Here is a 19386-nt window from a genome sequence, read left to right on the forward strand (position 1 = left end):
ATGACGCTGATCCGAACTGCCATTAAACGCCCCATCACCGTTTGGATGGGGATCCTTACCCTGCTGCTGTTTGGCATGGTGGGCTTCTCCCGACTGGCGGTCACTCTGCTGCCGGAGATGAACTACCCCACACTGACGGTTCGCACTCTCTATCCGGGTGCCGCGCCGAGTGAAGTAGAACAACTGGTGTCCAAGCCGATTGAGGAGGCCGTTGGCATCGTCAAAGGGCTGCGCCGGTTAAGCTCCACCTCCCGAGCCGGACTCTCTGACATCCAGCTGGAGTTTGAGTGGGGTACCGATATGGACCTGGCGGCGCTGGATACCCGGGAAAAGCTGGATGCCATCCTGCTGCCGCTGGATATCGAGAAGCCACTGATCCTGAGGTTCAACCCCAACCTGGACCCCATCATGCGCCTGGGGGTGAAAACCGATGCCAACGACGAAACCACTCTGATTGCGCTGCGCAGTTGGGCTGACGACGAGTTGAAACGCCAGCTTGAAGCGGTACCGGGTGTCGCCTCTGTACGTCCCGCCGGGGGACTGGTGCGCGAAGTGCAGATCCTGGTGGACCAGGACAAGCTTGCCCAGCTCAACCTGACGCCCGATCAATTGGTGCAGCGCATCAGCGCAGAGAACATCAACCTCTCCGCAGGCAAACTAACCCAGGGCAGCCAGGAGTTGCTGGTTCGCACCCTGAACCAGTTTGACAGCGTGGATGCTCTGGCCAACGTGATTGTGTATCACGAGGCGGGCCGTCAGGTTCGGCTCAAGGACGTTGCCCAGGTTCGGGACAGCTTTGCCGAGCGTACCGACATCTCACGCGTGGACGGACAGGATGCGGTGGAGATCGCGCTCTATAAAGAGGGGGACGCCAATGCAGTTCAGGTGGCCCGGGCGGTTCACGCCAAGCTGGAGCAGCTGGCCCAGCGCAGCGATGCCCGTGATATCACCGTTCTCTACGACCAATCCCGCTTTATCCAGGGCGCCATTGACGAGGTCACCTCTGCGGCGCTTATCGGTGCGGTGCTGGCGATGCTGGTAATCTACCTGTTCCTGCGTGACATCCGCCCTACCCTGATCATCTCGCTCTCGATCCCCATCTCCGTGGTGGCCACCTTTAACCTGATGTACTTCGCGGGCATCAGCCTCAACCTGATGTCCCTGGGCGGTATCGCCCTGGCCGTTGGTTTGCTGGTGGACAACGCCATCGTGGTGCTGGAGAACATCGACCGTCACCGCAAACGCTCTGCTGAGGAGTCTCAGCCAGACGACGAAAACACCCGGGCAGAAGCCGCCCGTCTCGGCACTTCCGAGGTGGCAGGAGCGATCACCGCATCGACCCTCACCACCCTTGCCGTCTTTGTTCCTCTCCTGTTTGTCGAGGGGGTGGCCGGGGCGCTGTTTGGCGACCAAGCCCTCACCGTTGCCTTTGCCCTGGTGGCCTCCTTATTTGTTGCCCTGACGGCCATTCCGATGTTGGCTGGCCGTCGGGGATTTCAGTGGCCTGAGGGTGCGCCGCGCCCACCTCGGGAGGTCCCCAAGGGCCTGTGGGGTCGCACCCGCCACTATGCCACGACGGTGTTCTCCTTCCCGTTTGCGCTGCTGTTCCGTCACGTTCCCGCCCTGCTGCTGACCGTTGGACTGGTTATCGGGCGCTTGATCAAACGCCTGGCGGGGTGGGGCTTTGCCCCCCTGGCCTGGGGTTTCCAGAAGCTTTACCAAGCCCTTGAGCGTTTCTATCCTGCGCTGCTGACCCTGGCGCTGCGTCATCGCCTGCTGACTTTGGCGCTGGCCCTCTCCCTGACCGGCACCGCCGCCCTTCTGCTGCCCAGACTGGGGATGGAACTGATCCCACCCATGAACCAGGGTGAGTTCTATCTTGAGGTGCAGCTGCCTCCGGGTACCGATGTGCGCCGCACTGATGAGGTACTGAACCGATTGGCACAATCGATTCTTTCTGAGCCGGGGGTGGAACATGCCTACTCCCAGGCGGGCAGTGCTGCCCTGCTCTCCTCCGCCTCAAGCCGCAGTGGCGAGAACTGGGGACGGCTGCAGGTGGTGTTGTCAGACCCTACCGCGCAGGACGCCATCAAAGCCAAGCTGCGTCAGACCGCCTCACGCATCCCCGACCTGGAAGCGGAGCTGAAACAACCGCAACTGATGACCTTCAAACAGCCGCTGGCGATTGAGTTGTCCGGTTACGACCTCGACCAACTCAAGATTGCCAGCACTGAGTTGGCGAAGACACTGGCGGCGGACTCCCGTTTTACCGACGTGACCAATAGCCTGCGGGATGGGCAGCCGGAGTTGGCTATCCACTTCGACCATGCCCGTCTGGCGGCGCTGGGGCTGACGGCACCGGATGTGGCGGCACGACTGGCCACACTGGTGGGCGGTACCGTGGCATCCCGCTACACCCTGGCGGACCGCAAGATCGATATCCGCTTGCGCGCCGACGAGGAGACCCGTGACCAGATCGAAGATATCCGGGCGCTGATCGTCAATCCTGGTGCCCGTCATCCTGTGCCGCTGGATGCGGTGGCTACCATTGAGCAGAGCATCGGTCCGGCAGCCATCAATCGCATCGCTCAGCAGCGGGTTGCCATCGTCAGCGCCGGTCTGACCGAAGGCACGCTGAGTGAAGGCGTGGCGCACGCTCAGAGCCTGCTGGACGGTCTGGCGTTGGGCAGTGGGATCCGCGCGGAATTTGGTGGTCAGAATGAGGAGATGGAGCAGTCCAGCCGCTCCCTTAAGATCGCTTTGGCCCTGGCGGTATTCCTGGTTTACATCGTGATGGCCAGCCAGTTCGAATCTCTGCTGCACCCGCTGTTGATTCTGGCCGCAGTGCCGATGGCGTTGGCCGGTTCAGTATTGGGCCTGTGGCTTACTGGCACCGCGCTGTCCGTACTGGTGTTTATCGGCCTCATCATGCTGTGCGGCATCGTGGTGAACAACGCCATCGTGCTGGTCGACCGCATCAATCAGTTACGTGCTCAGGGGGTGGGTCGGATCGACGCCATCCAGCAAGCCGCCTCCAGCCGTCTGCGCCCCATCCTGATGACCACCCTCACCACCACTCTGGGTTTGCTGCCGATGCTGCTGGGACTGGGTGAAGGTGCCGAACTGCGTGCGCCGATGGCGATCACCGTCATCTTCGGTTTGGGCGTCTCTACCTTGCTGACTCTGGTGGTACTGCCGGTGCTCTACGCCCTGTTTGACCGGGCTCAACGTCCTGTATCCAGCCCGGAGGTAAGCCATGGTTAAGCCCACCAGCGTGACTCAGTGGGCGCTGAAGCGCCCCGTCACCGTATCGATGGCCTTCTTTGCCCTGCTGCTGCTCGGTATGGTCGCCACCCGCCTGCTGCCACTGGAGATGTGGCCGGGGCTGGAGATCCCCCAGATCACGGTTCAGGTGCCCTATCAGGGCGGCTCCCCGGAAGAGGTGGAGAGGGAGATCACTTCGGTACTGGAGGAATCTCTGGCCACCCTGTCCGGGGTAAAGCGGATGCGTTCCGGTTCCAGTCAAAATGAAGCCTGGATCCGTATGGACTTTAACTGGGACGAGCCCATCTCCAGCAAGGTCGTTGAGGTGCGGGAGCGGGTGGACTCCGTCCGCCATCTGCTGCCGAGCGACGTGGAGCGAGTGTTGCTGTGGCAGTTCTCCACGGCGGACATGCCGATTCTCACCCTTCGTCTCTCCTCCGCGCGGGATCTGTCCGGTGCCTGGGATCTGCTGGACAAACAGTTGAAGCGCCCGATTGAACGGCTCTCCGGTGTCTCCAAAGTCACCCTCTATGGAGTGCAACCTCAGGAGATCCAGATCCGCCTGGACGCAGAGCGGCTGCTCGCTTCCGGTATCGACCCCATCTGGCTGGAAACCCAGCTGCGCGCCCAGAACTTCGTGATGAGTGCGGGCGATCTGCGTACCGGTTCCGCCCTGTGGCAGGTGTCGCCCAAAGGGGAGTACCAAAGCCTCGACGCCATTCGTGAACTGGTGGTTCGCAATGGCGTTAAGCTGGGCGAGATTGCCGATGTGCACTATCAACGCCCGGAGATGGTGGATGGTCGTCACCTGGACCGGGAGTACGCGGTCGGCCTGGATGTGTTCAAAGAGTCCGGGGCGAACCTGGTGGCCGTCGCAGACCGGGTGCTGAAAGTGGTCGAGGAAACCCGGGATAATCCCCAGTTTGATGGCATTGAGCTGTTTGTCATGGACGACCAGGCCGCCGGGGTAAAATCCTCCCTCAGCGATCTCGCCAGCGCGGGGCTGATGGGGGCTGGCCTCTCCTTCCTGGTGCTGTTCCTGTTCCTGCGCAATCCGCTGACCACACTGATCATCGTAGTGTCCGTGCCCCTCTCCGTCGCAATCACGCTCGGCGTGATGTACCTGATGGGCTACACCCTCAACATCCTCTCCATGATGGGACTGTTGCTGGCGGTGGGCATGTTGATCGATAACGCCGTAGTGGTCAGTGAGAGCGTGCTTCAACAGGACCCGAAAGACCGCTTTGCCGCCGTTTCGAAAGGCGTGGACAACGTCGCGCTGGCAGTGATGGCCGGTACCCTCACCACCGCCATCGTGTTCCTGCCCAATATCTTTGGGGTCAAGGTGCAGCTGACGGTGTTTCTGGAGCACGTGGCGATCGCCATCTGTCTCTCCCTGACCGCCAGCCTGGTGATCTCCCGTACCCTGTTGCCCCTGCTGCTGTACCGCTTTGGCCGGTTTGGTCAGGAGGCCCATGTGGCCAAGGCCCCCCGTTACAAGCGGGCGTTGGCCTGGATCCTGGACCACCCCAAGAGCAGTGGCCTTATCGCTGTTCTGCTGCTGGCCAGTACCGCCCTGCCCCTGTCTCAGGTGAATATGGCCGACGATGACGAGGGCAACGACGAGCGCTTGTTCATCAACTACCACCTTGAGGGCCGACACAGCCTGCAGGTGACCGAGGGCATGATCAACCAGATGGAGGAGTACCTTTACGCCAACCAGGAGCGGTTCCACATCGAGTCGGTCTATAGCTACTTCTCCACCGATAACCTGCAGACCACCCTGCTGCTCAAATCGCCTCTGCCGATCCCCAAAGCGGAGCTGATGGAACAGGTTCGCGAAGGGTTTCCCAAATACGCGTTCGCCAAGCCGGAGTTTGGCTGGCAAGGCGGCGATGACCGGGGCATGCGGGTCTACCTGCGTGGCCGTGCCACCTCCACATTGGTGGAGCTGGCCGAGCAGATCACGCCGATGCTGGCACGCATCGAGGGGCTGAGCGACGTACGGAGCGAACTGGAGGGTGGCCAGCGTGAGCTGGTGGTCCGGTTTGACCAGGAGGACCTGGCCCGCATCGGCATGACGGTTCAGCAGGCCGCCCAGACCCTCTCCACCGCTCTGCGGGGCCAGACCATGCGCTCCTACCGCCATGACCCCAACGGCGAGGTGCAGATCCGCCTGCAGTGGGACCCCAAGTGGCGTCAGTCCCGCGATCAGTTGCAGGCCCTGCCCCTTACCCGGCACGACGGCAAGGTGGTCACGCTTGGCCAGGTCGCCACCCTGACCGAGCAACCGCGACTGGAGGAGATCCGCCACGAAGGCCGTCAGACGGCGCTGGCCATTGGCGGCAATGTGGATGACCGGGACATGAACGAGTTGCGGGAGGAGATCACCGCCCTGATGGACACCATCGCGCTGCCGGAGGGGTACAGCTACAGCTTTGGCGGCAGCTTCCAGTATCAGGATGAAAGCCAGATGCTGATGCTGACCAACATGCTGTTGGCGGTGGCGATGATCTACATCGTAATGGCAGCACTGTTTGAGTCGCTGCTGCTGCCTACTGCGGTGATCAGCTCGATTCTGTTCTCCATCACCGGCGTGTTCTGGACCTTCCTGATCACCGGTACCTCAATGAGCATCATGGCGATGATCGGGATACTGGTGTTGATGGGCGTGGTGGTGAATAACGGCATCGTGCTGGTGGACCAGATCAACCAACGGGAGCCGGATCTGCAACGGATGCGGGACGCCATTATCGACGCCGCCGTCACCCGTCTGCGTCCGGTACTGATGACCGTCGCCACCACCATCCTTGGCTTGCTGCCCCTGGCGCTCAACGACACCCGGTTGGCGGGCGGTGGTCCCAGTTACACGCCGATGGCCCTGGCCATCATCGGTGGCCTCGCCTTTTCGACGCTCACCAGCCTGTTCCTGGTCCCCTACCTCTACCTGATGCTGTGCCGCCTGCGCCACCGTGTTGCCACCGGAGTGGGCAACGTGATTGCACTTCGTGCTCGGGTTCTGCCCAGTTGGCTGTAACAAGCAAATGAGTCAAACGGGTCTGAAGATATCAGGCCCGTTTGCTATCTACTGCTTTTTGCGGGCTTTACAACGGGGTAAACTCTAGTTCAGGAAGCGTGTTAACAAGGAGTGAACGGAATGACTCGTATTGGCCCAATCGCGCTGTCCCTCTGGGCACTGTCAGTTTACGCTGGCCCCGCAGAGGAGGACCGCTTTGCCAAGGTCCAAATCACCACTGAGCCCTTGGCTCAGGGCATCCATATGCTCAGCGGCGCTGGCGGCAACATTGGTGTCAGCAGTGGCCCGGATGGCCTGCTGATCATCGACGACCAGTTCGCCCCTCTGGCGGAGAAGATCGAAACCGCCCTGGCACAGATCCAACCTGGCCCGGTCCGTTTCATCATCAATACCCATCATCACGGCGATCACACCGGGGGCAATGCCCATTTCGCCCAGCAGGGAACGGTGTTTGCCCATCACAATGTGCTCAAACATCTGCAGGCGGACGACACGGTTTCCGAAGCTCACTGGCCAGTGGTGACCTATCAGGATGGCATCGCCTTCCGTTTCAACAATCAGAACATCCGCGTTATTCACCTGGGTGCGGGCCATACCGATGGCGACTCACTGGTCTGGTTTGAAGACAGCAATGTGCTTCATATGGGTGACCTGTTCTTCAAGGATCGCTTCCCCTATGTCGACCTGGCCCACGGTGGCACCGTCCGCGGATACGCTGAGCGCGTCAGAGAGGCGCTCAGTTGGACCGATGACAACACCCGGGTCATCCCCGGCCACGGCGGACTCGCTAACCGTACCGACCTGACCCGTTTTCTCACCATGCTTGAGGACTCCCTGGCCTGGGCCGAGTCGATGAAAGGCCAACCCAAAGAAGCCTGGCATCAGGCGGGCGTACCTGAAGCCTATAAAGACTGGTCGTGGCAATTTATCGGGGAGTCGCGCTGGATAGACACCCTATGGCAGGAGATGGAGAGCCAACCATGATGGCGTTAATTCTGTTTCTCGGCGCTGCGGTGGTGCTGGCGCTGATCCCGGTTTACCTGGGTTGTCGCATCCTGCGGGTCGGTAATCCCAGTTGGTGGGGCGCGCTGGCAGCAGTGGTGGCGGCACTGGCGCTGCAGGATCTGGCGATGCGCTACGTTGAGGACATTGAGCTGGCCTGGCTGGCCTCCGTGGTTTTAAGCGGCTTCGCTTTCTCACTGCTGCTGGACACCAGTTATTGGCGCGGGCTGGTTATCGGGATATTTGTCCTGGGTCTGCAGTTTGTGGTGACACAGGTCCTGCTGAATGGTGAGCCCCCTTCTGAAGCACTGAACAATCGGATCCTCGCCGCACAGGAGGAGCTGTGGCCGGACTACCACTAGTGGGCCGCCAGGCGTTCTCTGACGGCCCCGTTCCCCCTTACTGAAGTCGTCAGCATAAGAGGCGCTCAGCAACGACCAAACCCCACAAAAAACGCCGCGCAACTGCGCGGCGTTTTCTTTTCCATCAACCCGTTCAGGCCAACAGAGCGCGGACCCGTTCCAGATCCTCCGGTGTGTCCACACCGGCCGGCGGCGGCTCCACCGCCAGCGCCACGTGGATCTTCTCACCCTGATAGAGCACCCGAAGCTGCTCCAGCGATTCGATGGTCTCCAGCGGACTGACCGGCCACGCCACGTAACGACGGATAAACCCGGCGCGGTAGGCGTAGATCCCGACATGGCGCTGTGCCCCCGGACTCACATCCAGTCCAGCGGCAAAGGCGTCCCGATCCCAGGGGATGGCGGCACGACTGAAGTAGAGCGCATGGCCATGCTGATCACTCACCACCTTAACGGCGTTAGGGTTGTGCATCTCCTCCGCATCCTCAATCGCCACCGAAAGGGTCGCCATGGAGGCGGTGCCCCGGGCCAGGTTTTCCGCCAGCTGACGGATATTGGCTTCGGGGATCAGGGGTTCATCCCCCTGCACATTCACCACGATGGTGTCGTCCGCCAGCGAAAGGGTGTCGACCACTTCCGCCAAACGCTCGGTGCCGCTCTGGTGATCCGGAGAAGTCATCACCACTTCGCAAACGCCTGCCAGTGCCGCTTCGACCCGGGCATCATCGGTTGCCACGACCACACGATCGGCACCCGAAGCCTGAGCCTTCGCCACCACGTGCTGAATCATCGGCTTGCCAGCGATCTCCACCAGAGGCTTACCCGGTAAACGGGTAGACGCATAACGCGCGGGGATCACCACAATAAAGCTCATGTTCAGGCCTCGTCGCGCAGAGGTTCAGCCCGGTCTTCCAGCAGCACCGGAATGCCCTCAGTGATGGGATACACCAGCCGATCTGCCTTGCAGATCAGGCGATCGCCTTCCCGGTCGTACTCCAGCTTACCCTTACACACTGGGCAAGCGATGATCTCCAGCAGCTTGTTGTCAAAGCTCATCGAGCGATTCCCTCAACTTACGCAAAAATTCGGTATCAAAATCCCGCCCAAAACTAGCAGTTACCGGTAGGTAATACCAGTTGGAACGGGCGAAGGTGCGGCATTTGACCGCGTCTTTTTCTGTCATCACCAGAGACTCCCCATTGGGCGTCAGCGCTTTCAGGGTATCCGCCTGATAAGCCTGGTGATCCGCAAAGCCGTGGCAGGCGATGGGCGCCAGCCCCAGTCCATTCAGGGTGTCGAAGAAACGGGGTGGATGGCCAATCCCCGCCATCGCCACCATAGGGGCATCAGGGGCCTGCTCACCCTGACCGTCCACCCGCTGCCAGGCGTCCGGCGTCAGCGTCATGGGGTACTCCCCGGGCTTGGGTTCACCGCCATTACAGACGCTGAAATCACAGCGCTGCAGCCGGGAGGGCGACTCTCGAAGCGGGCCCATCGGCAGCAGGTGGCCATTGCCAAAGCGGCGTACGCCGTCAATCACCGCTACCTCAAGGGTTCGCGCTAGGCGGTAATGCTGCATACCGTCATCGCTGATCAGGATGTCCACTTCGCCACTGTCGATCAGGCTCTGCGCCACAGCCACCCGATCCGCACCCACGGCAACCGGAACGCCGGTTCGTTGCGCCATCAGGGCTGGCTCGTCGCCACTCTGGCTGGGGGGCGTGTCGGCAGTGACACGAAAGGGATAGTGGGGTGCCTGGCCGCCGTAGCCACGACTGATAATGCCGGGCCGGTATCCGGCGCGCTTAAGCAGTTCAACCAGGTAGATGACGGTTGGGGTTTTGCCGTTTCCACCGACGGAGATGTTGCCGACCACCACGACGGGGACGCCGACTCTGATTGACGTCAGCCAGCCGCGGCGAAACAGCCAGCGGCGCAGGCCGCTGACCAAAGCAAACAGAGCGGTCAGGGGGGCCAGCAACCAGAGGGCGGGATGCCCCTTTTGCCAGGCCCGCTCCAGGGCCTTACTCATCCTAAGTCGCCCGCCTGCAACTGCTGCAGTTGAGCGTAGATGCCACCGTGGTTCATGAGGTCGCTGTGGTCGCCCTGCTCCACGATCTCGCCCTTATCCATCACCACGATCTGATCCGCGCTCTCAATGGTGGAGAGGCGGTGTGCGATCACCAGACAGGTGCGACCCTTCTGCAGTGTCTCCAACGCGCCCTGAATCGCCCGCTCGGATTCGGTGTCCAGCGCAGAAGTGGCTTCATCCAGGATCAGAATCGGGGCATCACGCAGCAGCGCCCGGGCAATGGCGATACGCTGACGCTGGCCACCGGAGAGCAGTACGCCATCCTCGCCCACCAAGGTATCCAGCCCTTCCGGCATATCCTTAACGAAGTCCATCACGTGAGCCGCTTCCGCTGCCGCTTCAATCTGCTCACGGGTAACCTGCTCGTCGCAGGCGTAAGCGATGTTGTTGGCGATGGTGTCGTTAAACAGAATCACCTGCTGGGACACCATGGCGATCTGGTTACGCAGACTGGCCAGCGTCACATCCCGGACGTCGTGACCATCAATGGTGATGGCACCCTCGTCGATCTCGTAAAAGCGGGGCAGCAGGCTGGAGAGCGTAGACTTACCGGAACCGGAACGGCCCACCAGCGCCAGGGTCTGGCCAGCCGGAATGGAGAGGTTGATCCCCTTCAGTACCGGATCGCTCTCATCGTTGTAGCGGAACACCACGTTATCGAAGCGCACTTCGCCCTTAACACGCTGAAGCTCCATTGAGCCCTGATCCACGGCCTCTACCTCATCCAGCACCTCAAAGACACTGGCGGCAGCAGCAATGCCACGCTGGAACTCGGCGTTAACCCGAGTCAGGTGCTTAACCGGCGTCATCAGACCCATCATGGCACCGATAATGGCCACAAAAGAACCCGGAGTCAGGCTGTCGAGAACGCTGGGGAAGCTGGCGGCAAACAGCACTACGGCCAGCGCCATGGAACCGATAATCTGAATGGCCGGCTGGCTGATCGCCTGGGCAGCAGCCAGTTTCATGTTCTGTTGACGGGTGCGATTGTTGACCTGAGCAAAACGCTCAGACTCCACCTGTTGCCCACCGAAAGCCAGCACGTTGCGATGCCCTTTCAGCATCTGCTCGGACGCGCTGGTTACTCCGCCCATCGCCGCCTGGATATTGCGGGAGATCTTACGGAAGCGGCGGCTGACGATGGTGATCACCCAAGCCACTATCGGCCCGACCAGGAAGAAGATGGCGGACAGTTGCCAGCTCTCGTAGAACATGATGAACAGCAGGCCGAGTACGGTGAAACCGTCTCGTACCATGCTGATCAAGGCGTTAGTGGAGGCGCGGGACACCTGCTCGGTGTCGTAGGTGATCTTGGAGATCAGGTCGCCACTGGAGCGACTGTCGAAGTAGTTGACCGGCAGCTTCAGGTACTTCTCAAACACCGACTGACGCATCGACCGGATCACATGCTGTGACACCCAGGCCATACAGTAGGTGGAAACGAAGTTACCGAGGCCTCGAACAACAAAGAGGCCAACCACAACCAACGGGGCCCACTTAAAGGTGTTGGCATTGCCATCCGCCAAACCACTGTCGATAAGGGGTTTCACCAGATAGATCATGGCGGCATCAACACCGCCGTACACCATCATGGCCACGATGGCGGCAATAAAGGCCATCTTGTAGGGCAGGACATAGGGCCACAACCGTTTAAAGGTGGACCACACGGAGCTCTGATTTTCTGCGCTCATGAACGCCTTAGGGCTTGTAGAATCAAAGGAGCCATAATACCCCCCACTGGCGGGGATACCAATGTTACGGCGCCAATTTGCGAATTAGTGACGGTTATACCACCAGGGTGCACGGTGTCGACGCTGGCTGAGCACTTCCGGAGCGCTCCCCGGTTTGAAGTGAACCGTCACCTGTCCCTCCTGCCCCACAACCCACACCTCCGCCCTCAGCGCCTTGTAGCGGGCCAGTACGCTGGCATGGGGAAAGCCCCAGCGGTTACCCCGGCCAGCGGGTATCAACACCAGCGCCGGATTCAACGCCGCCAGCCAAGCCTCAGAACTGGAGGTGCTCGAACCATGGTGAGGGCTTACCAACACGCTGACGGGCGCGGCCACACCCTGGTTCACCATCTCCTCCTCCACCAGCGCTTCGATGTCTCCCGGCAGGAGTAGCGAGTGTTCACCATCACCTACCCTCAGGGTACAGGAGTCGTTGTTACCGGCATCCCGCCCCCGGTTGGCCCCGGCACGGCGCCACCAGCTCAGGGTCAGTCCCTGCCAGTGCTCCTCCCCGCTGCAACGGGCATTGATACCGCGGGTCGCCTCCGGCGCCAGTACCCGCTCAATCGCGCGCTGGCCACCGGCATGATCGTTGTCGCCATGACTGATCACCAAAAGATCCAGCGCATCGGCGCCGCGCTCCCTCAGCAGGGGCAGCACGGCACGCTCCGCATAGCTGTAACCACTCGGAAATGCAGAGCCGGTATCGTAAAGCAGGAATCGGCCTTGCCGCTCAATCACCGCCGCCAGTCCCTGCCCCACATCCACCAGGTGCAACTGCCATCCGACAGGGCGGTGCATCACCACAACCATTACAGAAAGTGCCAGTATCCCCGCCTGCCAAGGCCACCCCCGCCAAGGTCGAAACCGGTACAACGCCAGTGCAACGACCAACAGCATCAGCACCCAGCCGCTGCGACTGGACACGCCACCTCCCAGCCAGGGCCATTCGGTCTGGAGGCGAAGCGCCCAGTCCGATACCAGGGTGATCAAGCCGAGGGAGCGATCCGCCAATGTCAGGAAGGGGGGGGCAAAGCTCGGAGCGAACAGCGCCAACGCACCGGACAGCAGACACAGCGGCAGGATGACCAGCGAGAACAGGGGCAACACCAGAAGATTGGTCCAGACCCCCTGTAAACTGTATAGGTTGAGCACCATGCCCTGGATCAGCGTCATCCCAATGGCCAAACCCAGTTGCAGGTAGAAGAGGTGACGGCCCCTGGCCCACCAGCCTTTACCAGAAGGGCGCCACCAGTTGAGCAGCAACAGAATGGAAACCGCCCCGAAAGAGAGCCAGAACCCCGCCCCCAGTGCCGCGAGCGGGTCCAGTAACAGCACCAGCGCGGCGGCTCTGAGCAGCAACTCCCAGCCCCGGGCTTCCCGACTTCGCCACAGCATCACCAGGACCAGCAGCACCATCACCGCCGCCCGGCGGGTTGGCAGGGCATAACCTGCCAATGCCGCGTAACTCACGACCAGGCCCGCGCAGAGCAACCACAGCGCCCCCTGGCCTGCCCCGGACGGACTTGGCCAGATCCGCGGCAGCACCTTTTGCCCAACGCCCAGTACCCACAACGCCACAATGCTCAGATGTAAGCCGGAGATCGCCACCAGATGGATCAAACCTGAGGCCCTGAGTGCCTCCCAACGGTCCGCGCCTATGCCTCGACGGTCTCCAAGTACCAGAGCCCTTAGCAGATCCCCCCGTGGCAATTCAGCCACTTGTTGGGCCAAAGCGTCGGCCAGCGCACCGCGCCAATGCCGACTATCCTCCACTAACTGGCCCTGACGCACGTAGCCTGTTGCCACTACGCCCTCGGCCAGCAAGCGTCGACGAGCATTGCCTCCCCCCTGGTTCAGCACACCGGAGGGGGATTTCAGGACCACATCCAGGCGATAGCGCTGTCCCTGAGCCAATAACGGGCCGCCATACCAGCCCAGTTCGATCTGATCGGACCAAAAAAGTGAAACGGTTTCACCATTTATAGCCTCGACCTGCCACCGGGATCGCTGATATATTTCGTCGCCGGTTGGCAAAGAAGCCACCGTAGCAACCACCGTCGTCGGCCCGGTAGCCAGAGCACGCTCCGGATGCGTCAGACGGTAAGCCTGAATATGGAACAGCAGGATCCCCAGTACCCACCCCATAAGGATCGGGTAACGCCGCAGTAACGCTAGGGCGGGTATACTGAAAAGCAACAAGGGCAATGGGAGCAGGTCTGGCCAAACCCTGGCCGCCAGCAAGGCCGCAATCCAACCCAGTAAGAATCCGTTCATACTGAACGCTTAGGTGAATTTCGAACGCTATGCCAAAAAAGACGATTCAGAGATTTATGCCGGATCCAGAGGTGATTCGTCAGCACAAAAGTCTGCGGATGCTGGGTCCGTGGATGCAGCGTGCAAATCTCTGGCACCTGAACCGCCGCTCCGCCTCAGGCGCACTGGCGTTGGGGATGGTGGTGGCCTGGATCCCGATCCCTTTTCAGATGGTCGTGGCAGCCCTGTGCGCCATTCTGGTAGGAGTAAACCTGCCTCTGGCGGTTGCCACCGTGTGGATCTCCAACCCGGTCACCATGCCGGTAATGTTCTACGCCGCCTACCTGTGCGGCACCTGGGCGATGGACTGGCCCCGAACCGGTTTCCACTTTGAACTGAGCTGGCACTGGCTGGTGGAGAGCTTCCAGGCATTTGGTCCTCCCTTTCTGCTGGGCTGTGCCATGCTGGGCCTGGCCAGCGCCGCGTTCACCTACTTGGTGATCAACAGCCTGTGGCGATACTCCATCCTGTTCAGTTGGAAAAAGCGACGGGAGCTCCGCTCAGGCCGAGCCCGCACATAAGACAAAAAACGGCACCCCGGGGTGCCGTTTTTTGTTCCACACTCTTCGCCGAATTCCAGCACATCACTCTGTGTATGCCACTGGTAACCCAATCTGTACCAAAGATCCGGTTCTCAGCGCCTCAGCTTCGGTTGCAGCAGGATTGCCCGGCCTGAATGGGTGGGCATTTCACCGTGCCATAGGAGCAATACACGCAACAGTCTCCGGGTAAAGGCTTCAGCAGCGCCTTGCACCCCTGGCACTCGTAGAACCACTGGCAGGCATTGGTGGGCATCTGCTCCGTCGCAGTATGACCACAACGGGGGCAGGTGAGGGTCGATTCCAGAATGGGCGTGAAGGAGGAATTGGACATTGAGCTGGCCTTCAAAACGGTGATTTACCCCATGATAAAGCTTGGTCCTGACACCAAGGTCAAGTGCTCGGAAGCCCCTATTGCCAGCTCAATCAACAGGATTTCGCCAACCGCTTCAGAATCCGTGCGGGGGTTCCGCCCACCAGACAGTCCGGCGGCACATCCTGGTTCACCACTGAATTGGCGGCCACCACCGAACGGGCACCGATGGTCACGCCCTGATTGATCACCGCGTTGCCGCCAATCCAGACATCGTCTTCGACGCGAATCGGTCGGCAATGGGTTTCCCAGTTGCGGCGCTCAAGATGATTCAGCGAGTGGGAGGCGGTATAGAACTGAACGCTGGGACCAACCATGACGTTGTCACCCAGCGTGAGCTCAGCACCATCCAGCATCACCACACCCGTATTGATAAAGGTGTTGCGGCCAATGCGAACCGTTTGGCCAAACTCGCACTGAAAAGGCGGACGGATCAGTGAGCCCTCGCCCAGCGCACCGAAAAGCTCGGCAAACAGTGACTGAGTTGGCCCAAACCGGCGGCTTTGATTGATCTGCTGGACCAGCTCAAACGCACGATCGCGAATGGCAGACAGTTCTTCAGCGGCACCATTGAACGGCTGGCCGTTCATCATCTTTTCAAATTCGGTCATGCGCTGGGCTCAGGTGCGATACAGCACCTTGATGATGTGAAACCCAAACTTGGTCTTTACCGGGCCGATCGGCTTCAGGATGGGGCCAGTAAATACGGCCTTATCAAAGGTGGGCACCATATCCCCTTTGCGAAACTCCCCCAGGTGTCCGCCCTTTTTGCCAGAGGGGCAGGTGGAGTGCTTCTTGGCCAGGGTCTGGAAATTGGCGCCCTTCTCCAGCTGCTTCAGCAACTCTTGCGCCTTGGCTTCATGTTTTACCAGGATGTGCAGGGCACTGGCGGTCTTGGCCATGGGGAACTCCTCATCAAAAAGGGCGCCGATCCTATCAGCTTTTCTCAGACTCGGCGATCTGTCCCAGATAGTCCCGCTGCAGCATGTACATGCGGATGGCATCCCGGTATTCACCGTCGGTAAAGAACTCCTCTATCAGGGTCCCCTCCTCGATAAAGCCGAAGTCCCGATAGAGGTGAAGTGCGCGGGTGTTCTGTACCGATACCAGCAGGTAAAGCTTATGGATATTGAGCACCTTAAAGGCGTACTCCACCGCTTTGGCCATCACCGGGCGGGCATAGCCTTTGCCCTGATGAGCCGGGTCGATGATGATCTGAAACTCCGCACGCCGATGGATATGGGTGATCTCCACCAGTTCCACCAATCCAACCGGCTCACGATCGCCATTTTCCGCGATAAAGCGACGCTCAGACTGGTCGTGGATGTGCTTGTCATAGAGCTGCTGCAGCTCAACAAAGGCTTCGTAAGGCTCCTCAAACCAGTACGCCATGATCTGACGGTCATTGTTGAGGTGATGGACAAAACGCAAATCGTCCCGCTCGAGGGGACGGAGGCGGACTGCAACGGACATAAGTCTCCCGCGATAACGCGATGCCAGAGGGTAGTAAGCTTACAGCACCTGGGCCGGTTGCAGGCGGCTGGCCTGCCAGGCGGGATACCAGGTCGCCACCAGAGTGACGGCAAAAGCCAGCAGGCTGACGCTGATGACGTCCTGCAGATGCAGCTCTGAGGGCAGAAAATCGATAAAGTAGATGTCACCGGAAAGGAAGCGGATCCCAAACAGCCGCTCCAGCCCCGCCATCAGGTCGGAGAGCTTCCAGGCCAGTAACGAGCCCAGTAGCGCGCCAATCACACACCCCAGCAAGCCAGTCACTGCGCCCTGCACCATAAAGCTCTGAAGGATGCCCCGCCGGCTCATTCCCATGGTACGCAGAATGGCGATCTCCGCCTGCTTATCACGCACCGACATCACCAGCGAGCAGATGATGTTGAAACTGGCCACAGCCACCACCAGCACCAGCACCAGATAGGTCAGGGTGCGGATAAGCTGAATGTCGCTGTAGAGATGACCCTGGGTACGGGTCCAGTCGGTCAGATAGAGCGGATGCTGCTGAGCAAAGCCGATGTTGCGGATCAACTGGGGCGCTTCAAACAGGTTTTCCGCACGGATCCGGACACCACTTACTCCATCCCCCAGCCCCGCCAGTTCGGCGGCTGCCGCCAGGTTGGTGAAAGCGACGGTGCGGTCGATCTCCCCACCCAGATCAAACAGGCCGGTGATGGTCAGGGTTTTGGTGCGGTAGCCCGCCAGCGGGCGATTGCCCGGTTTGGGCAGCAGCAGGCTGATGCGATCGCCCACTTCCACCCCAAGCTGCGCCGCCAGCGCTTTCCCCAGAACCAGATTAGGCCGGTTCTCATTGAGGCTGTTCCAGGCGGTGTCGTTCATAAAACGGTGCGCGCCGGAGACCTTCTCCTCCCACTGGGGCAACACGCCACGCAGGGCCACCGGTTTCATGGTGTCCCCCTTCTGCAGCATCCCCTGGATCAGCACAAAGGGCGCGGCCGCACTGACACCGGGCTCTGATTCCGCGTCCTGAACCATGGCGGGCCAATCCACGATGGGGGCATCAATGGCGGTCAGCTCCGCATGGGGCACCACCGCCAACAGACGATCTTTCAGCTCTCGCTCGAAGCCGTTCATGGCAGAGAGCACCAGGATCAATACCGCCACACCCAGCGCCACCCCTACCACCGAAGAGAGGCTGATAAAGGAAACAAAGCGATTGTTGTTGCGGGCGCGCAGAAAGCGCCAGCCAATCTGCAGGGACAGAGGCCCCTTAGTGCTGAGCATCCGCTTCCTCCAAATGCCCCGCTTTCATCTCCAGCTGACGATCCAGTCGGGCCGCCAATTCACGATCGTGGGTGACCACCACAAAAGCGGTACCCTGCTCGGCCGCCAGTTCTCGGATAAGGCCGTAGATCGATTCCGCTGTAGTGGCGTCCAGATTACCGGTGGGCTCATCCGCCAGCACCAGTGCCGGTTGATTGGCCAGAGCGCGGGCAATGGCCACCCGCTGGCGTTCACCGCCAGACAGCTCGCCGGGCTTATGGTGGTGGCGCTCGGCCAGACCAACCCGTCCCAGCAGCGCCGAAGCACGTTCTGAGGCCTCCTGGCGACTGATGCCGGCAATCATCAGCGGCATCGCCACGTTTTCCAGCGCAGTAAACTCCGGCAGAAGATGGTGGAACTGGTAGACAAACCCCAGGTCCTCGTTGCGCAGGCGATTACGCTGAGACTCACTCAGGCGGGCCAGACTTTTGCCGCGAAAACGGACCTCCCCCTCACTGGGGGTGTCCAGCGTGCCCAACAGGTGCAGCAGTGTGCTTTTTCCGGAGCCGGAGCTGCCCACCACCGCCACCAGTTCGCCGGCGTTGACGGTCAGATTGAGCCCCCGAAGAACCCGGGTTTGCTGTCGCCCTTCCTGATACACCTTGCCCAGGTCAACACACTGCAGTAAGGGTTCACTCATAGCGTAAGATCTCCGCCGGATTCACTTGTGACGCCCGCCAGGCGGGATAGAGGGTAGCCAGGAAACTCAGCAACACGGCGCCGCCCACCACGCTGGCCACCTGGGTCGGGTCGATAATAACGGGCAGAGGCTGCCCCGGAGGCAGTAACCAGATCCCCAACAGGGACAAGACAGGCTGTAGATGGTTGGCCAGCAGCAATCCAACGCTCAGCCCCACCAGGGTACCCAGCACCGCACTGCTCATGCCCTGCACGGAGAAGATCCCCATCACCTGTCGACGTGAGAGGCCCAGGGTTTTTAAGATCGCCACATCGGCAGTCTTGTCCGTCACCATCATCACCAGGGCAGAAACAATGTTGAAGGCGGCCACGGCGATGATCAGCCCCAGCAGCAGCGACATCATCCGCTTCTCCATCTTCACGGCAGAGAACAACTGGCCATACTGTTCACGCCAGTCGGTGATGGCCACCGTTTCACCCAACTGAGACTGCGCTTTCAGCGCCAGCTCTTCAGACAGCATCGGCGCATCGAATGCGTCGTTCAGGTACAGGCGCAGATCCGGAGATTGACGCAGCAACCGCCCCGCATCCTCCAGGTTCACCAGCGCCAGCCCTTTATCAATGTCGGAGCCAAGCTCAAACACCCCGACGACCGTAAACTGGCGTTGAGCCGGAACCCGTCCCATTGGGGTGTAGCGCGCCCCCTGGGCGGTCATCACCCGCACCTTGTCACCGGGTAGCAGACTCAGCTGACGCGCCAGTTGGCTGCCCAGGATGATATTGAACTGGCCGGGACTGAGGTCGGTAAGACTGCCGTAGATCATATGGCTGGAAACGGCAGAAAGCGGGGCTTCGCGCTCCGGGTCTACCCCCAGCAGCTGAACGCCTCCCAACTCGTTGCCACGCTGCACCATCGCTTCCGAGGTCAGCATCGGCACGGCACCGCGGATGCGCGGGTCACCACTGAGCAGCGGCTCGAACCGGTTGAGATCCCCCTCCCCCGCTTCGATCACCAGTTGCGGCACGGCACCGAGGATCTTGCCCTTAAGGCGCCCCTCCAGCCCGTTCATCACCGAACTGACGATGATCAATGCCGCCACGCCCAGGGCGATGCCGAGCACGGAGAACAGGGTGATAAAGGAGACAAATCGGGTGTCCTTGCGCGCACGCCAGTAGCGCAGCCCTACAAAGAGCGACAGAGAGGGCGATGCCAGGGACATAGAGGTCGGTTGGATAAAG

The 19386-nt window shown here is 60.7% G+C and carries 17 protein-coding genes; 5 read left to right on the top strand and 12 right to left on the bottom strand.

Going from position 1 to position 19386, the window contains the following annotated elements; genetic code table 11:
• The 4 genes from KUV52_RS00580 to KUV52_RS00595 all read left to right on the top strand — a co-directional run bounded on the left by KUV52_RS00580 (position 1) and on the right by KUV52_RS00595 (position 7665).
• Complete coding sequence (locus KUV52_RS00580) at positions 1-3264, top strand: efflux RND transporter permease subunit (protein ID WP_222523996.1); 3264 nt, start codon at positions 1-3, stop codon at positions 3262-3264.
• Entirely contained in the window at positions 3257-6301 is a 3045-nt protein-coding gene (locus tag KUV52_RS00585; protein WP_222523997.1) for an efflux RND transporter permease subunit, read from the top strand. Before KUV52_RS00580 ends, KUV52_RS00585 begins: the two co-directional genes overlap by 8 nt.
• A 120-nt stretch (positions 6302-6421) precedes the next feature.
• Positions 6422-7285, top strand: a complete 864-nt coding sequence (locus KUV52_RS00590; RefSeq protein ID WP_222523998.1) for an MBL fold metallo-hydrolase — start codon at positions 6422-6424, stop codon at positions 7283-7285.
• Positions 7282-7665 carry a hypothetical protein gene (locus KUV52_RS00595; RefSeq protein ID WP_222523999.1) on the top strand — a complete coding sequence of 128 codons (384 nt, stop codon included), beginning with the start codon at positions 7282-7284 and terminating at the stop codon, positions 7663-7665. Before KUV52_RS00590 ends, KUV52_RS00595 begins: the two co-directional genes overlap by 4 nt.
• A gap of 133 nt (positions 7666-7798) precedes the next feature.
• On the opposite strand, the gene kdsB is transcribed toward KUV52_RS00595, so the two are convergent.
• The 5 genes from kdsB to KUV52_RS00620 all read right to left on the bottom strand — a co-directional run bounded on the left by kdsB (position 7799) and on the right by KUV52_RS00620 (position 13764).
• Positions 7799-8539, bottom strand: a complete 741-nt coding sequence (gene kdsB, locus KUV52_RS00600) for a 3-deoxy-manno-octulosonate cytidylyltransferase (RefSeq protein ID WP_222524000.1) — start codon at positions 8537-8539, stop codon at positions 7799-7801.
• A 2-nt stretch (positions 8540-8541) separates the two neighbouring features.
• Entirely contained in the window at positions 8542-8721 is a 180-nt protein-coding gene (locus KUV52_RS00605; RefSeq protein ID WP_222524001.1) for a Trm112 family protein, read from the bottom strand.
• A complete protein-coding gene (gene lpxK, locus KUV52_RS00610; RefSeq protein WP_222524002.1) occupies positions 8711-9697 on the bottom strand; it encodes a tetraacyldisaccharide 4'-kinase in 987 nt (328 codons plus the stop codon). The genes KUV52_RS00605 and lpxK overlap by 11 nt, the downstream gene beginning before the upstream one ends.
• Entirely contained in the window at positions 9694-11448 is a 1755-nt protein-coding gene (msbA, locus tag KUV52_RS00615; protein WP_222524003.1) for a lipid A ABC transporter ATP-binding protein/permease MsbA, read from the bottom strand. The genes lpxK and msbA overlap by 4 nt, the downstream gene beginning before the upstream one ends.
• A gap of 84 nt (positions 11449-11532) precedes the next feature.
• On the bottom strand, positions 11533-13764 hold the full coding sequence (locus KUV52_RS00620; RefSeq protein ID WP_261389810.1) for a DNA internalization-related competence protein ComEC/Rec2: 2232 nt from the start codon (positions 13762-13764) through the stop codon (positions 11533-11535).
• A gap of 29 nt (positions 13765-13793) precedes the next feature.
• Between KUV52_RS00620 and KUV52_RS00625 the strand changes: the two genes are divergently transcribed.
• Positions 13794-14324, top strand: a complete 531-nt coding sequence (locus KUV52_RS00625; RefSeq protein WP_222524005.1) for a DUF2062 domain-containing protein — start codon at positions 13794-13796, stop codon at positions 14322-14324.
• Positions 14325-14445: 121 nt separating this feature from the next.
• Here the strand turns inward: KUV52_RS00625 and KUV52_RS00630 are convergent, their stop codons facing one another.
• From KUV52_RS00630 to KUV52_RS00660, 7 genes are all read right to left on the bottom strand, one after another.
• Positions 14446-14676 (bottom strand): GDCCVxC domain-containing (seleno)protein, encoded by a 231-nt coding sequence (locus KUV52_RS00630; RefSeq protein ID WP_222524006.1) that lies wholly within the window; start codon positions 14674-14676, stop codon positions 14446-14448.
• Positions 14677-14768: 92 nt separating this feature from the next.
• Positions 14769-15326, bottom strand: coding sequence for a sugar O-acetyltransferase (locus KUV52_RS00635; RefSeq protein WP_222524007.1), 558 nt, complete (start codon positions 15324-15326; stop codon positions 14769-14771).
• Positions 15327-15335: 9 nt separating this feature from the next.
• Positions 15336-15617: a peptidylprolyl isomerase PpiC gene (gene ppiC, locus KUV52_RS00640; RefSeq protein WP_222524008.1), complete on the bottom strand. Its 282-nt coding sequence runs from the start codon at positions 15615-15617 to the stop codon at positions 15336-15338.
• Positions 15618-15651: 34 nt separating this feature from the next.
• A complete protein-coding gene (gene speG, locus KUV52_RS00645) occupies positions 15652-16188 on the bottom strand; it encodes a spermidine N1-acetyltransferase (RefSeq protein WP_222524009.1) in 537 nt (178 codons plus the stop codon).
• Between the two features lie 39 nt (positions 16189-16227).
• Positions 16228-17469, bottom strand: a complete 1242-nt coding sequence (gene lolE / locus KUV52_RS00650) for a lipoprotein-releasing ABC transporter permease subunit LolE (RefSeq protein WP_222524010.1) — start codon at positions 17467-17469, stop codon at positions 16228-16230.
• Positions 17456-18148 (bottom strand): lipoprotein-releasing ABC transporter ATP-binding protein LolD, encoded by a 693-nt coding sequence (lolD, locus tag KUV52_RS00655; RefSeq protein ID WP_222524011.1) that lies wholly within the window; start codon positions 18146-18148, stop codon positions 17456-17458. Before lolD ends, lolE begins: the two co-directional genes overlap by 14 nt.
• Entirely contained in the window at positions 18141-19367 is a 1227-nt protein-coding gene (locus KUV52_RS00660; protein WP_222524012.1) for a lipoprotein-releasing ABC transporter permease subunit, read from the bottom strand. The genes lolD and KUV52_RS00660 overlap by 8 nt, the downstream gene beginning before the upstream one ends.
• Between the last annotated feature and the right edge of the window lie 19 nt (positions 19368-19386).

This window comes from Ferrimonas balearica (assembly GCF_019802055.1).
Lineage (GTDB): Bacteria > Pseudomonadota > Gammaproteobacteria > Enterobacterales > Shewanellaceae > Ferrimonas > Ferrimonas balearica_A.

What these genes read in the sequence shown, in the direction of transcription:
- lolE (WP_222524010.1), bottom strand. Translation starts at nt 17,469, where the DNA reads ATGCTCAGCACTAAGGGGCCTCTGTCCCTGCAGATTGGCTGGCGCTTT.
- KUV52_RS00630 (WP_222524006.1), bottom strand. Translation starts at nt 14,676, where the DNA reads ATGTCCAATTCCTCCTTCACGCCCATTCTGGAATCGACCCTCACCTGC.
- KUV52_RS00635 (WP_222524007.1), bottom strand. Translation starts at nt 15,326, where the DNA reads ATGACCGAATTTGAAAAGATGATGAACGGCCAGCCGTTCAATGGTGCC.
- KUV52_RS00660 (WP_222524012.1), bottom strand. Translation starts at nt 19,367, where the DNA reads ATGTCCCTGGCATCGCCCTCTCTGTCGCTCTTTGTAGGGCTGCGCTAC.
- KUV52_RS00625 (WP_222524005.1), top strand. Translation starts at nt 13,794, where the DNA reads ATGCCAAAAAAGACGATTCAGAGATTTATGCCGGATCCAGAGGTGATT.
- KUV52_RS00595 (WP_222523999.1), top strand. Translation starts at nt 7,282, where the DNA reads ATGATGGCGTTAATTCTGTTTCTCGGCGCTGCGGTGGTGCTGGCGCTG.
- speG (WP_222524009.1), bottom strand. Translation starts at nt 16,188, where the DNA reads ATGTCCGTTGCAGTCCGCCTCCGTCCCCTCGAGCGGGACGATTTGCGT.
- KUV52_RS00605 (WP_222524001.1), bottom strand. Translation starts at nt 8,721, where the DNA reads ATGAGCTTTGACAACAAGCTGCTGGAGATCATCGCTTGCCCAGTGTGT.
- msbA (WP_222524003.1), bottom strand. Translation starts at nt 11,448, where the DNA reads ATGAGCGCAGAAAATCAGAGCTCCGTGTGGTCCACCTTTAAACGGTTG.
- lolD (WP_222524011.1), bottom strand. Translation starts at nt 18,148, where the DNA reads ATGAGTGAACCCTTACTGCAGTGTGTTGACCTGGGCAAGGTGTATCAG.
- KUV52_RS00580 (WP_222523996.1), top strand. Translation starts at nt 1, where the DNA reads ATGACGCTGATCCGAACTGCCATTAAACGCCCCATCACCGTTTGGATG.
- KUV52_RS00620 (WP_261389810.1), bottom strand. Translation starts at nt 13,764, where the DNA reads ATGAACGGATTCTTACTGGGTTGGATTGCGGCCTTGCTGGCGGCCAGG.
- ppiC (WP_222524008.1), bottom strand. Translation starts at nt 15,617, where the DNA reads ATGGCCAAGACCGCCAGTGCCCTGCACATCCTGGTAAAACATGAAGCC.
- kdsB (WP_222524000.1), bottom strand. Translation starts at nt 8,539, where the DNA reads ATGAGCTTTATTGTGGTGATCCCCGCGCGTTATGCGTCTACCCGTTTA.
- KUV52_RS00590 (WP_222523998.1), top strand. Translation starts at nt 6,422, where the DNA reads ATGACTCGTATTGGCCCAATCGCGCTGTCCCTCTGGGCACTGTCAGTT.
- KUV52_RS00585 (WP_222523997.1), top strand. Translation starts at nt 3,257, where the DNA reads ATGGTTAAGCCCACCAGCGTGACTCAGTGGGCGCTGAAGCGCCCCGTC.
- lpxK (WP_222524002.1), bottom strand. Translation starts at nt 9,697, where the DNA reads ATGAGTAAGGCCCTGGAGCGGGCCTGGCAAAAGGGGCATCCCGCCCTC.